Below are 15,139 nucleotides of genomic sequence, written 5' to 3'. Positions count from 1 at the left end.
CGAAAGATGATGCATGCAGTGCGAGTTTTTCCGGGCTAATTATCTAGGCGACAACTTCCATGCATGGAAATCCATATTGAATGTGCTTGCTGGATTGTTATAGTTGCCATATTTCAACATAATTTCAATCAGATATTCCTGAATTACAGGTAGGCATTTCCTTCATTGTTGCCTAAATAGCTACGAAAATCGGGCGATTTGCACAAAATGAAGAGCCGGTGGGCCTTCGTTACCCCTGTTTGCGCCAGATTTTATAGAGCCGTCGCCGCAAATAAACATAACGATATGAGAATTTTTCAGGGGTTTTCGAAAAATTTCGTAAGAGTGAACCGTAGTTCGTGCCGCCATAAAAATGATTGCGTCCAGCATGTAATCTGTAATCGTCAAAAAAAAAGAAAACCATCATGCATATTCCTTCATCCACAAACAAATCGGCAGCTGTTGACGATGCCGCGCCACATGAGCGATCTGATGCAATCGATAAAGCAGATCCCCGTTCTGTGCGACGCTCATTGAGCGAGCCAAGCGCTGCCTTGAGAGTTCTGGGGCCGTTGCGCAATTCGAGCATGGACGCTACTGGCCGTCCAGCCGGAGAGGAAGCTGATGCCGGCACGATATCGCAACGATCGAGGCTGCCGGCGAATAACCTAAAACCTCCTGTCGCTATTCACGCTACGTTCGACCAGGGGCGTGCCGCCGGCACTCGTCCGAGATCGGCAGGCGTCCTCGGCGCGCTTGAGAGTTGCGGTAAGAACAATGACGCGCCTAAAGTACTGCCGCAACAAATGCATGATATTGCGTCCAGTTCCGGTTCGATCGGGCCGCATGTCATTATTCGCAATGAAGAAATTACTGTGGAAAATGCTCCATCTCGTATAGCCCCGCTTGGCGAAGCCGGGAATGCCACGGTGATCGATATGCCGAGCGAGCACGAGCTGCATCGAGACTTGCTGGCGCATAGCAAGGCCTTTGTCGAGGAAGACAGGATTGTATTGAATCCGGAGCACGTCCAGGCATTCATCGAAACTCGGGCGCAGGCGCTTAAAACAGGTGACTGGACCCAGGCAAAACTATGCTTTAACACGATGCTGAATCTGGACCAGCATGGCATGGACGCAGGGTTCAGGGAGGGTGGAAAAGCGTATTCCTGGCGCAATGCCCCGGCCTCGATAATGTCCTTGCTGCCTACCATTTGCACCTTCAAGGCACATGGCAAGGCGCCAGTTCCTGCGCGGAACTGGGCGGCGGGTTATTTTGGCAGTGTGATGGCGGCTTCCACGGTCAGCAGCTTGGTAAATACCTATACCTTGCTGCATGTAACGCCCTACCAGGATTTGGCTTTTCGAAACGCGGCCGATATTGCTCCGGAATTGAATACCCCGACATTCGACAAGATCGAAACGGAATTGAAGCAGGTGCTGCAGCACGTGCAGGACGAATCTCCCAGACTACAGGAGTTGTTAACACGTTCCGTCGCGGATCCTGAAAATCATGAGCTCAGGGAGGCGGCAAATCATGCTGTAGATGAAATTGCAAAGACGCTCGATCACGCCATCAATCATTACACCACGCGCTGCCAGCTCAATCGCGTCTACTTCGAGGGACTGCACCGGCAATCATGTTTGCAGACACTCAAATTCTACGGCAATCTTTTGGCCGGGTGGGGCGGCTATATCGCGAAGGATCCCCGTGTCGCGGCCGGCATCCAGATAGCAACGTCCGTCTCGCAGCTGGCGTTGCAGCGACTGGTCGCGCCATCCGACGAGGTAGATAAGCAGAATCTGATGATTGATCTGAAAATGCTGACGGCGGATGATCCGGGCAAGTTCAAGGAGCTCATGCGAAGCCCGTTGCAGATACGGGTAAAGACATTGGATCAGATATTCACGGGGCAGGTCCGAGAACTGGAGCAGCAGATTGCAGATACATTGCATATGGGGGCGAACGGACCGAACGATTGGCGAACTCACGTAGGACTGAAGGATCGAGCAGAATATCCAACGCGGCTGGCAGCAGTGAGCGCTATCAGAAGCGCGGCTTTTGATTCTTTGGGAGCCGCCGCAAAGGGCGTGGTTCAAGCGCTCGAGATCGAATTGGCGTCCGCCATAGGCATCCGAGATTATGAGCGCGTGGACGAATTGCATGCGGTCATTGCCGGTACATTAAAGATCGACGCCGGCGCACTCAAGACGCATACCAGCCTTCAGGCACAGGCGAACAAGTTGCCGCCGTTGAGCGATGAAGAGCAAGGGCAGTTGGCGCAACTGGGCAACAAGATCGAGACGGCGTCGGGCAACTTGCCGGATAGTCAGAAAAGCAAATTCAATATGCTTGTCTCCGCCTGGGAGTCAACCCGCCATGATCCTCTGCACGTACGCGAGGGGCGGTTCACGGAGGTTTCTGACTACAACGATAACAAACGCACTGTCCATGACGGCATGCAAGTCACGGAACGCACGAATTTGTTCGAACTCTCGCCGGAATTCAAAGTGGGATTCATCAAGGCCGGCAACACGCGCAGCGGATTGCCGGATGAGGTCTCCGCGACATACGGTGCGGCGTCGTGGCGGGCATTTCAATTAGGGGTCGCGGGCATCAATGGGTCATTGATGATCAATTCGCTGCTGGGCCTGGTCAGTGCGCAAAAGAAGACCCACGATCCGACCTACCAGGAACCTCTTTGGGAACGATACCTCTCCCTAGGTATCACCATGAGCGCGGTGCTGGTCAATGTTGCTGCCGCATATCAGGTTGCGAATGCCAAAACCAAGCCGCTGGGAAAATTATGGGGGCAGGTCGCTTCCGGACCGACATCGTCCATATCGGAAACCGTTTATCAAAATAATAAACTGGACGAGCGGCGCAAAATTCGCGAAGCGACAGCAAAGGGAGCGTACCCCTATGTCGGCGTCAGCGTTAAATCGCTCTCCACTTATTGCCTTGGTGCGCTCAAGCTGGGTTTCAAGGGCATGGCTTTTATGCCGCGGGACGGAATTGCTGCCTTAAAGGCGAGGGCGGCGTTCGAGAAAGCCGAGGGAAAGCAGAAAGAGCTGGAACACATGAAAAATGGTCTGGCACGACCCGATCAGGCCTTAAATATCGCCGACGACGCGAGAGACTGATCTATTGCGCATGACATCCGTGAGTCGCCGCTGCCGCTGATTCCAGCGCCGGCTTGAAGCCGGATTGCTTCCACGGACGGTCGATAATTTCCTACAAAAGAACTGGAGAAACATATGGCATCCGAAAATTATCGGAAACTGATAGATGAAGTATGTGCGATCGCAAGAATCGCAAATCCCAAGCTGTTTTATACGACTGCCGATCTGACCGTCGATGGCGTTAATTTCACATTGATCGACGGCAGCACCGAACAGGAAGAAGGCTTGGCCATGTACTGCGATTTTGGTGCGCTGCCGGTAAAAAATCGCGCCGACGTCCTGGAACGGCTACTGGAAATAAATTTGACGATGCATGGCGTAAATACGCCGGTATTCACGATCAACTTCGAAACCCGTCATGTTCTGTTGGCGCAGCGCATTCCTGTCGGGCAGATATCGGCGCTTGATCTGATGAATACCTTGTCGGAGTATTCAGCGCATTCGAAGGCGTGGCGCAAGACTTTTTATCTGCATGAAGCCAGATAGTCAATGCAGTCAATTGACTATGCCTGACTTAAATCAGCAATTCGATTTCTCTTCTTGGCGTCGCTCTTATAGAGTCCGTGACTGCTGATCCCGTTGGCGCTTACCCTGCCGCCGTTCCGCACCCTTATGTTTGCACCGTTGCGCAGTTGAGCTGATGGCGCTGGCATCGCCGACCGCGATCCGGCTCCCTGTTCCGACTATGATCGTTCCGCCGTCTTCGGCCGCCAGATTGTCTTGGCCAATTGTCGTCGGCCATGGATTCGTCGCAATGGCGTCACAGGTTTGTTGAACTGCCTGAAGTATTGCAAACCGCAGTTGCGGGTTTCATGCAGAGGACGGGTATCAAGAGAAGATGCGGCTGAAAGCGCAAAACTATAGCGGACGGGATGAGACATGGTTGTTTTATTTTATGAAGTCGGTATGCTCCAAGATTAGTTGGCGGGAAGGAAGCGAGGTATCGGGAAGTCTTGATTTTGTAGGGATTCAGGCAGTTCACCGTAGGAATTTCCCTATGATGTGAGCCGTGCCGATCGCAGCCCGCATCTTTCTTCCTCGCGCCGTTATTGCGTATAGGTCACGGCAGCGGCTTGAAGAAAACCCGCTGGCAGTTGAAAGTGCGATTTCCTGATCGCTTTCGTTTCGCAGCCTCAAAATTCATTATAAAAATTCGCTGCTCCGCACGAAGCATTCCTTCTTGGCATGCTCGATGATTTGTTGGAATTTCCTTAAACCATTGATTTAATTTCGCAATAGCGTCTCGAGAATGCCAGAACAATCTGAAATGACAAAAACTCCGCGCCGCTGGCTGGGAGTTGTCGTACTTCTGTGCCAAATCTTTCTCTCGATGCCAGCAAATTGTCAGCAACTGCCATTGCGCTATTACGGCCAAGAGGACGGACTGCGCAATCTCGGCATTACCGCTCTCGCCCGGCAAGCCAACGGCTATATCTGGGTCGGCACGGAAAACGGCTTGTTTCGCTATGACGGCGCACGTTTTCAGCGGTTTGATATAAGCGACGAGCCCGGCGCCCTGTATATCGCCGCGCTGCATGTCGATGCAAGCGACCGCTTGTGGGTCGGGACATTGAAAGGCTTGTATCAGTTGCGGGGGCAGCAGTTCGCGCCCATGCGGTTTAAAAATGCGGAATTTGCTTTCCATTGGGGCCAGGTTTTTGCTCAGCTCGGCCCGGACCGTTTACTGGCGTTAAGCAATGAGCGCATATGGCAGGTCACGTCTGCGGACGGCGGAGCGACCTGGCAGGCGCGACAGTTTTTCAGCGCGGAGCAGTTGCTGCAACGTCCGGAGATGCAAGCTCTGCACAGTCTGCATGTCGGGCCGAAGGGGGATTTGTGGATGGGATGCGACCATTCGCTATGCCATTACGACCAAGGCAAGCTGGCCGTTCTCGGCAAGAAGGATGGCCTGCCTGCCAAGCAATGGGGCGCCTTGCTGCACGACCGGCAAGGGACATTGTGGCTGCGCGGCGAAAAACAGGTATTTGCATTGCCGGCCGGCAGCGGAGTGTTCCTGAATCGCTCGCCACCGCGGGACGAACAAAAGAAACAAGAACGCGTTCCCCTGCTCGCCGAAGACCATAACGGCATGATTCTGAGCCAGCAAGATAGCGGCCTCATCCGCTGGGATGGCCGGACCTGGCAATCGTTCGCCGAAGGCAACGGACTGAACGTGAGCGACGGCATCAGCGCCATCCTGGAGGGAGGAAACAATGGCCTCTGGCTGGGATCGGCCGGGCGTGGCCTGATTCATTGGCTTGGCTATCCCGACTGGGAAAACTGGACCTCGCGGCAAGGATTGCCTCACAATATTGTATGGTCTTTTTTGCGCGATCAGGCTGGCCAGCTTCATGTCGGCACTCGCTCTGGATCGGCTGTACTACGGAAAAACGGCGGCTTCGCCATTTTGCCAGGCCGTTACGGCGGCAGTTCGCACGAGTGGATCAGCATGATCGAAGATGGCAAAGGGCGCGCCTGGGCCACTACACTTTCAGGAACGCTGGTGCGCCGAGAGCCGGGCGCTGCCCAAGACACGCTGATTGCCAAACTGCCCGTGAGCAATGGCATGTTCTTCGACAGATCCGGGCAGCTATGGCTGAATACCCAGCGCGGACTGTATGTCATCAGGCATCCTGATGTAGCTAGCGTGCCGCTGCCGGTGGCGGAAATATCGGCGGTGACCGGCGCCAAGGACGTCAATGTTTTCCACGGCTGCCAAAGTACTTCTGGCGTGCTTTGGTTCGTTTCCGACAAGGGCCTGCTGCGTTACGACGGCAAGGAATGGAGTAATCCCCGCTTTGCCGGATACGGCACTCCTCGGGGAGAGTTGAACACCATTGCCTGCTCGAGGAAAGGTAACATGTGGCTGGCCAGCCTGGATGCAGGACTCTGGCGCGCCACGGAACAGGGGGGCACGTTGGCTATCCAGGACATTACTCCCCCTCTGCTGCAAAAACAAAGCGTCCTGGCGCTGCTTGAAGATACCCGCGGCTGGCTGTGGGTTTCCAGCGACGCGGGAGTCGCTGTATGGAATCGCAATCAATGGCGGTTTTTCAACCAGCAAAGCGGCATGGTCTGGAACGACAGCAATACCGACGCGCTGTATGAAGATGACGATGGTTCGATCTGGATAGGAACCAGTAATGGCGCATCACATATCCTGCGGCCGGAATCCCTGTTTTTACCGCTTTCCCTGAATGTGCTGCTGGAAAGCATCACCGGCGACGGCCGACAACTTCCCCCGGACCAGCCGGTTCGTTTGCCGTGGACATCCGGCGCGCTGAATTTCAGGTTCGCAGCGCTTTCGTTTCAGAATCATGAGGCAATCGAATTTCATTATCGAATGAAAGGCCTGGAGCGGGAGTGGTCGCAGACCGCCGCCCCAGAAGTACGCTACTCGGCTTTACCGCCCGGAAGTTATCGCCTTCAGGTTACGGCAGAGAACGTTGCCATGGAGACGACTTCCCCGGTAGTCGAAACTGAAATAGTGATCCTTGCGCCTTGGTGGCGGACCACGTTTTTTTATTATGTCTGCGGCTTGCTTTTGCTGCTGGTGCCATTCTTGTGGCAGCGCCATCGGATCCGCCGATTGCTCGCCCGGCAGCGTTTGAAAGAACAATTGGCGCGTGAGCGCGCCTATGAACTCGAACAATCGCGAGAAGAAGAGCGCAAACATCTGACGCGCGAAATTCACGATGAGCTCGGTCAATACCTTTCAGCGATGCGCATGGGAGTATCGGTGATCGGTATCGAATTCGGGGACAAGAATCCGGAATTGCAAGGAAAGGTTCAGCGGCAAGTGTCGCTGGTCGACAGCACCATCAAGATCGCGCGTAACATTGTTTCTGCATTGCGTCCGAGTGCGCTGGATATGGGAATGGTGCCGGCGCTGGAATGGCTGGCGAATGAATTTTCCGAAAACACCGGTATTCGATGCGTTTTGCAAATCGATGAAAAAACAATCGTCCTGGACGAGAGACGAGCGACAACTTTTTTCCGCATTGTGCAGGAATCCCTGACCAATATCGGTCGCCATGCACAAGCCAGCCAGGTGGAAATCCGGCTGAATAGGAAAGATGCGCAATATCTGCTGGAAGTGCGCGACAACGGAAAGGGTTTTGACCCTCTCCTGCGCAAGAAAAATTCATTCGGCCTGATCGGCATCAGGGAGCGGGCTTTCATGCTCGGCGGCAGTGTCGACATCGTTAGCGTACCGGGCGCCGGCACCACCATCCAGGTTCAGATTCCGGTCGAAGATGCCGGCAAGGCCAAATGAGCCGAGTTCGCCAATTGAAAATAGTTCTTCCGATGGCGTCCGGCGTCCATCAGGTAATCCGTTTTGAGTAATCGCCGACCATCTTCGGAACAGGCGTTTCCATTTCGCAGCGGCGAATTACATTGGACACTTGCTTAGCAATAATCCTCCAAAACGCCATTCGCGCGAGGGTGCAGATTTTTTCATCCATGATGTCTATCGTTCGGCCGACGTTTCCGAAATCCGGAACATGGCTACGCTCACGCGCGGCGCCAGCTATCGATGGGCCGGGTCTTTGGCGCTATCGGCCATGCCGGTTGCCTGGCGCTTGTTTCCATAAACGCCCAAATACCTTGTCGGGAGAAACGCAATGCAGAGTGGAAAAATCGGTGACCCTCACGTTCCTGTCCCCTCGGAACCGGTTGTCGCTGAGCAGAAAGAAAGAGGCGCCAATGCCGGCCAGCGTTCTGGCGCGCGCGGCCGGCAGCGCACAGGGCTGCCGACGGTAGCGGAAGGATTGCCCCGTCCGTCGGCGCACCAGGTGCAGACGCGGCCGGCGTCGTCCGGACGGTCAAGGCGCAGCGGAACGCTGCCGCCGGCTCCGGCGGTAGCGTCACGCGGCGCCGTGAGCGCCGGGGAACACGAGATAGCGGTGGATAAGGCACTGAAATATGGCGTAACCTGGCAGGGACTGGTGAATGGTTCGATGACGCAGGTGTCGCAGCGATTGCGGCTTGCCGAATCTGGCGTCAAATCCGCCGACTCCGGCCTGGCAGGGCTGGAGGGGCTGAAAGGAAAAATCGCGGATGACCAGTACCAAGGAGCAAAAGGCGCCTTGCACGTGCGCCGCGCCCAATCGGCCGAGTACGGCATCAGCACAAGCTCGGATCAGGTTGCCCAATGGTCCTGGAACGGCGCCCAAGGGTCTGCGTCTGACGATGTCGGGGAGCAGATCGGCACGCAGGAAGAGTTGACCGCCATGGACCGGGCGCTTGCCGAACTGCAAGGATTTCGCGAGGCGGTTGTGAAGCATGGCGGCGTCCTGCGCGAATTCGTCCGTCAGTGCGAACAGCCTGGGGCGCCTGGAAATATGCTGATGCAGCTGTCTGCTATCAAATCCGGCGCGGCCGCTGGCAGGAAAACGCTGTTGGCAATCGCCGGCAAGGCAATTACGGTCAACGTCGATCGTCTCGTCATGCTTTGCCTGCGTTCCGGCGGCATGGCCTCCATGCATCTCATGCCGCGCGTGATGGAACTTCTGGACGCCATATCCAAGCGAAGCAGCGATACCGAGCAGGCGATAAGAATCCTTGAACGGGGTGACGAACTCAGTCCTGCGAAGCGCACGGAATATCAGGCACTCGCCGCCGCATATGCCGACCAGCTTAACGCTGCGGGAGAGCTTTTTTGTCTGGACGCCGCCAGTACGCTGGAAATGAGCGACAACTCAGGGATCTGGCAACATTCTCTGGAGATGGCGCATGCCATTTCAGCATATCAAGCATGCTTGCGCGAGATATGCGAGCCGGATGACAGCGGTACTCCTTCCTCAACATTACCGGAAGCAATGCCCGAGAATTCGGCGAGTTCGTTGGCGCATATGCCGGCATCGTCGACTTCTACGAGCGCTCCGGAGCGCGCGGACAAGGCGGTATCAGGCAAGGTGAGGAAGTCGCACGGGCGCGGCAAGCAGCTGCAGACGCAAGCCGTTCCGCGGCCGTTGCCCGCCGTGGCATTGGTGTCTCATGCAAAAGTCAATACTGTGGTCTCGGCGCCGCCTGCTGGAATTCTTGCTCAGTCTCCGCCTTTGGCGCTGCATGATGGTCTCAAGGGCAAGATCGAGCGGACCTTGAGAAAGTATCCGATCGACCTCGATGTTGCGAAGAGCCTGGGCGGAGATGTCATCGCCATTGCACGGTCGATAGAGAAAAACACGAGAGGCATCGAGGTGCTGAACGGTCCGAAGGACGATCCAATGATTGCAGCTGACTTCGTCCGTTCGTCGGCGCAAAACTGGTTCGGCGATATCGGCCGTCTGCGCGCGACGAGCGACGAGGCACGCAAGTCTCCGGTGATCGATAAGGCCACCGTCGAATTGCTCGGGAGCCGCTTGCAGGCGCTGGAAATAATTCACCAGGGCATGGACGTTCGGGAAGGGGATGCGCTCAAGGTCCACAAATTCCCCAAGGGAAAACACGTGAGCCGCTTGCTGCAATTGGGCCAGATTGAAAGCGTGCGCCCTCCGGTTCAATTGCCGTCGGATAAGGACACGCTCTACGAAATACGCATCCAGCCCAAGCCATTGTCCAGCGGCGAGCGCGCGCCGCCGGTATTCCTGCACTTGCATAGCGACAAATACGTCCCTAGCGAGGAAGTATTGAAGCTGCCGCTTCGTGGATTCACGGCAACGCATTTGAAGACGAATGAACAAAAGAACCTGGGGCCAAAGCATGAAGCAATGTCACGTGCATTGCATAAGTACGACGAAAAGATCCATCGCGGTACTGTCACTTCGGCGTTGCTTGACGAGCTGCGGGCTTGGCTTCACGCTTAGGCGCCGGCCGGACCTGCATTGCACTGCTGCGTGTTCTGATTTTCAGAATCCGGCTTTGCCGTGGATGGAAGGCGGCTTGCAACGCAGGGGCATTCTTATCGTCCCCAACCAAATTTCTCTATCCCATCGGCAGTGCCAGTGGATCGTTACAGTTCACTAGCGCTTCGCCCGCATGGTTATGCCGAGGTTCGTGCTCGTGCCATAAATCTCTTCAGGGACCGGGTATTGCAGCAGGCGATTATTTACGCATCAATGCCATCAAGATTGATGAGTAAGGAATTCCTGACTATGGCTACTGTTGTCCTTACATGAAGATGGCGATTTCCTGATATGCCCACTTTCTAAGTTTGATTACCATTTCTATTTGACAATAATAATATCGCTTGATGTATTTGGCGGGCTGGGGAGCCTGCTGATTATTGCCAAAAACATACTGCGCCTGCGACCATCAATGCCAATCCAAGGGAGGACTCATGTTTTCCGTACAGATTCAATCGTTGCTTGTAAAAAAATTCTAAGCAAAATTTATCTTTGGACCTATTGCGCCGGCAAGTATTTCCATTTTCGGAGTGTGGATGGCAATCTGGGGTCGACTGTCGGATTTTTCGTTGTATGCCGTACTTAGCAGCGTTGGAAAATATCGTTCCGGCGTGATTCATGTCGATTTAGGCGACGGCAGTCAATATCATTTGCACGTTTCAGAGGGAGTATTAACCGCGCTGCTAATAAATGCAGACGGCATCGGTGATCCGGAGCTGGCCAAGGCTGTGGTAGCCAGGTTGTGCCTCTCCGCTGGCGGGACGTTTCGCTATCTGCCGATGGATGCCACGCCGCTGCGCAGGGATTTTCATTTGGGTCTGAATGAATTGGGCAATATATCTTCTCGCCAGGAAGTGCCATCTCAAAAACCGCTGCTTTCCGTTTTTCATCATCGCGGTATGAAAAGACTGCTGCCGCATGCAGACATTTGCTTTCGCTTAAATCGGAATGACTATGCGATGGACAATTACGTGCTGCAGCGATTCCTGGACCGCACCGTTCAGCAGCTGATAGTTGGCGTGAGCGCCTCGGCGTTGGCTGAGTTACTGAACGACGACGTGGAAAAGATACGTTTCTATTTTTATCGACTCATAGAGATGGCTGTGATTATTCAAGTGAACTGTGCGGAAACAAAAGCCCGCAGCGAATAGCCAGCCGCACCTGGCCGGATTCCCCCAGCGCCTTCAGCTTGACCGCGCGTATCCGCAATTACCAGGCGCCTTCCTATAGGAACATCTGCGCTGCGATTGCTTCTCTGATCAGAGCCTCCCATGGAGCAAAAAAATAACAGGGGTCTTGAGGCTCCGCCGCGCTATTTGCGCAGCCTATGCCGATGACGGCATATGTTGTTTTTTGTCGTACGCAAATGTCAAATATTGTTACACATTGCCTTTGGGCAATGTAATCTTGGACAATAGATTGTTAAATAAAAATCCAACTCAAAGGTATTTTTTACGGATTTTGAGAATTCAAATGTTAAATATCATATTGTATTGTTAATTTTTCAATTGGGAGCTATAAATAAAAATGTTAAAAATTCAAACGGCAATAAAAATGACTCATCCTGTTCGCTACCGCCTGGTTCTTTCTGCAGCCTCCTCACTTGTGCTAATACCCGCGCTGAGTGTGGTGCCCGGAACAGCCTACGCAGCCTGCAACACCGCTGGACAAATCACGACCTGCGATGCCAGCGCGCCCAATCCCTGGGTGACGACAGTGGGGGCCGGCAATGTGGCAGCCGAGAATGGCCGAACCGTCACGATCGGTACAGGGAGCCAGCTCGCGGTCGGCGATGCCAATGCCATCAGCCTGCGCGACAATGCGAACGTCACGGTCCAGAACGGCGCTACGGTGAGCGCCAAGGGGGTTGGCAACAGTGGCTTGTACAACACCGGCGCCAACACGGTCGAATTCCGCAACAACGGCACATTGACAGTCGATCAAGGAGGCCAAGTCCTCGCGACCGGCCCCCAAGGCAGTGCGGAAGCCGTCAATCTGCAAGGCAGCGGCAATGTCATCACCAACAATGGCACGATCAAGGCAGATAACGCCGCCGCCATCTGGTTCCAGAATACGAATGGCCTGAACACGATCGTCAATAATGCCACCGGGATCATCCAGGCGCCAGGCAATGTGATCGGCGCATCGGGGAACGGTGCGGTCGACTTTACCAATAAAGGACAGGTCATCGGCAACCTCGTTTTTGCGGGTGGCGATGATACCTTGCGGCTCTATACGGGATCGGTCATTACTGGCAACTTCAATGGCGGCGGCGGCAATAACACTATCTTCCTGAGCGGCGCCGGAAGTTCGTCCCTGTCCGGCAACATGAGCAATTTTTCGTCGCTTATCAAAAACGATACGGGAACCTGGACGCTGACCGGCACCATCACGGGGGCAACTGTCGCGGAGGTTCAACAAGGGACGCTGGCGCTCACCGGCAACAACAGTGCGTATACCGGCAAGATGACCGTCGATGCGGCCGGCACGCTTGAAGCGCGGGCGCAGAGTCTGCCGTCCAGCGTCATTGACAATGGCTTGGTGCGCTTTGTGCAGCCCGACAACGGCACTTATGCCGGCCTCATTTCAGGCACCGGCGCAGTCGAAAAGACCCAGGGCGGCACGCTGGTGCTGGCGCCGACAGCTTCCGGCGGCAATACATATTCCGGCGGCACTACGCTTACCGGCGGCACCGTTGCCGCTGGCGCCGACAACGCACTCGGTGCAAACACCGGCAGTCTGACATTCAACGGCGGCACGCTTCAGCTTCTGCAGAATTTCGATCTCGCCAGTACGCGTGCGGTAACCATCAATGCGCCGGGCGGCACCATCGACACGCAAGGATTTGCCTCCACGCTGACGCAAGGCATGACTGGTTCCGGTAGCTTCAACAAGGTGGGCGCCGGCAGTCTGACCCTTGCGGGAAGCAATACCTATACCGGCGGCACGACGATTGCGGCCGGTACGCTACAGCTGGGTAACGGCGGCACGACCGGCAGCATTGTCGGCGATGTCGTCAATAATGCCTCTCTTGTCTTTAACCGCGCCGACACGCTGCTGTTTCCCGGGACGATCTCAGGCACGGGCTCGGTCAACCAGGCCGGCAGCGGCGCCACGGTGTTAACCGGGAACAGCACCTATACCGGCGGCACGACGATTTCGGCCGGTACGCTGCAACTAGGCAACGGCGGCACGACCGGCAGCATCGTGGGCGATGTTGCCAACAACGGTACGCTGGTCTTCAATCGTTCCGACGACGTGACTTTCCCCGGTACGATTTCCGGTACCGGCTCTGTCATGCAGGCCGGCGCCGGCATGACCGTGCTGAATACGGACAATCCCTACAGCGGAGGAACGATGGTCGCAGCCGGAACGCTGGCAGTGGGCGACGCGACGCACGCAGCGGCGGCATTGTCCGGCGGCGGCAATACGACCGTCGCTTCAGGCGCCACGCTCGGCGGCTACGGCAGCGTCACAGGATCGGTAACCAACAACGGCACCATTGCGGTGGCCAATGCTTTGCCTCAATTTGCCGGCTCGGGCAACGGCAGCTTTACGATCAACGGGCCATTGACCAACGCCGGCCTGCTGCAAATCGGCGGCCAAGGGATTGGCAACCGGCTCAACGTTGTCGGCAACTATGTCGGCCAAAAGGGCAGCATCGCCCTCAACACCTTCCTCGCAGGTGACGGTGCGGCATCGGACCGGTTAGTGATCAACGGCGGCGCCGCCAGCGGTTCGTCCAGCTTGCGCATCACGAATGTCGGTGGTCCTGGCGCGGCCATCGTCGCCGATGGCATTGAAGTGGTGCAGACCGTGAACGGCGCGACGACCACGGCAGACGCATTTGCACTTGCGGCGCCGGTCAAGGCTGGCGCCTATTCTTACTATCTTGCCAAAGGCGGCGTGACCAGCGGCACCTCGGAAAACTGGTATCTGCGCAACACCGTAGTGCAAACGCCTACCCCGCCCGTAGTTTTGCCTCCAAGCATGCCTACAGGTACGCCTCCGACTGTGCCGCCGACCACGCCACCGGTTACTCCGGCAGACCCGGCGCCAACGGCCGGCTCCGGAGCAATTCCGCTGTATCGTCCCGAAGTCCCCATCTATACGGAAGTTGCCAGCGTCGCCCGGCAAGTCAATATCCAGCAACTCGATAATTTCCATGACAGGCAAGGGGAGCAATCGCTGTTGACCGAGAACGGCGATCTGCCGGCGGCCTGGGGCCGTATCTGGGGCAGCCGCACCAAGCAACGCCAGGATGGTACTGTCTCGCCGCAATTCGACGGTTCGATGACGGGAATACAGGTCGGCCACGACATCTATGCCGATACCGGCGCCAGCGGCCAACGCAATCATTACGGTCTGTTTGCAGGCTTTGCGCATGCCACTGGCAAGGTCAACGGTTTTGCGATGGCGGTGCAGAATCTGGATGTCGGCAATCTGGCTATCGATGCATACAGCCTGGGCGGCTACTGGACCCACATCGGCCCGATCGGCTGGTACACGGATGCCGTGCTGATGGGAAGTTCACTGTCGGCGGATCCGCGCTCGCACGACGGCGTGGGCGCACACACGCACGGCAGCGCACTCGTCGGATCCATCGAGGGCGGCCTGCCAATGCCACTGGGGGCGGACGTGACCATCGAGCCTCAGGCGCAAGTGATCTGGCAAAACCTGTCGCTGAATGACTTGAATGACGGTGTGTCGGCAGTGGGTTTCAACAATGGCAATGCCTTCCTGGCCCGCCTCGGCGTGCGCTTGAAAAGCCGTTTTGAAACATCGGCAGCAATTTGGCAGCCATATCTGCGCCTGAACCTGCTGCGCAGTTTCGGTTCTCATGACAGCACCACCTTTGACGGCACTACAGTGATTTCGAACGGGTCGAATCAGACGGCGGGCCAGCTCAACGCCGGCCTGGTCGCCACGATCAACAAGTCGACCAGTGCGTTTGTGACTGCAACCTACACCACCAACCTCGGTGGAGCGCAACAGCGCACGGTGATGGCGGATGCCGGCATGCGCTGGAGCTGGTAAGCATGGCGACAATGCCTTGCGTCTCTTCATGCCGGCGCGGAACGGGTGATTTTCAGGTGGTTTAATGTGCCGTAATGAGGATGCATGATGGTG

8 protein-coding genes are annotated in these 15,139 nt (G+C 56.0%); 6 read left to right on the top strand and 2 right to left on the bottom strand.

What is annotated here, in order from left to right; all coding sequences use genetic code 11:
- Positions 1–229: 229 nt before the first annotated feature.
- Positions 230–568 carry a hypothetical protein gene (locus CFter6_RS25840; protein WP_150118855.1) on the bottom strand — a complete coding sequence of 113 codons (339 nt, stop codon included), beginning with the start codon at positions 566–568 and terminating at the stop codon, positions 230–232.
- On the opposite strand from CFter6_RS25840, the gene CFter6_RS24005 reads away from it, so the two are divergent.
- From CFter6_RS24005 to CFter6_RS23995, 3 genes are all read left to right on the top strand, one after another.
- Complete coding sequence (locus CFter6_RS24005) at positions 567–3,122, top strand: hypothetical protein (protein WP_061542033.1); 2,556 nt, start codon at positions 567–569, stop codon at positions 3,120–3,122. The genes CFter6_RS25840 and CFter6_RS24005 overlap by 2 nt on opposite strands.
- A gap of 114 nt (positions 3,123–3,236) precedes the next feature.
- Complete coding sequence (locus tag CFter6_RS24000; protein WP_061542032.1) at positions 3,237–3,647, top strand: CesT family type III secretion system chaperone; 411 nt, start codon at positions 3,237–3,239, stop codon at positions 3,645–3,647.
- 781 nt (positions 3,648–4,428) lie between these two features.
- The gene (locus CFter6_RS23995; RefSeq protein WP_236904467.1) at positions 4,429–7,437 is read left to right on the top strand and encodes a sensor histidine kinase; all 3,009 of its coding nucleotides are present in this window, start codon (positions 4,429–4,431) and stop codon (positions 7,435–7,437) included.
- Positions 7,438–7,486: 49 nt separating this feature from the next.
- Here the strand turns inward: CFter6_RS23995 and CFter6_RS26105 are convergent, their stop codons facing one another.
- Complete coding sequence (locus CFter6_RS26105; RefSeq protein ID WP_167351434.1) at positions 7,487–7,627, bottom strand: hypothetical protein; 141 nt, start codon at positions 7,625–7,627, stop codon at positions 7,487–7,489.
- A gap of 441 nt (positions 7,628–8,068) precedes the next feature.
- Between CFter6_RS26105 and CFter6_RS23990 the strand changes: the two genes are divergently transcribed.
- From CFter6_RS23990 to CFter6_RS23975, 3 genes are all read left to right on the top strand, one after another.
- Complete coding sequence (locus CFter6_RS23990; protein ID WP_150118854.1) at positions 8,069–9,970, top strand: hypothetical protein; 1,902 nt, start codon at positions 8,069–8,071, stop codon at positions 9,968–9,970.
- A 575-nt stretch (positions 9,971–10,545) separates the two neighbouring features.
- Entirely contained in the window at positions 10,546–11,160 is a 615-nt protein-coding gene (locus CFter6_RS25835) for a DUF4388 domain-containing protein (RefSeq protein ID WP_150118853.1), read from the top strand.
- A 403-nt stretch (positions 11,161–11,563) separates the two neighbouring features.
- Positions 11,564–15,046, top strand: a complete 3,483-nt coding sequence (locus CFter6_RS23975; protein WP_236904466.1) for an autotransporter family protein — start codon at positions 11,564–11,566, stop codon at positions 15,044–15,046.
- Positions 15,047–15,139 lie beyond the last annotated feature (93 nt).

Source organism: Collimonas fungivorans (assembly GCF_001584145.1).
In the GTDB taxonomy this organism is placed as follows: domain Bacteria; phylum Pseudomonadota; class Gammaproteobacteria; order Burkholderiales; family Burkholderiaceae_D; genus Collimonas; species Collimonas fungivorans.
Note: the sequence above shows the minus strand (reverse complement) of the source record. Positions and strands in the feature narration are given on the sequence as shown.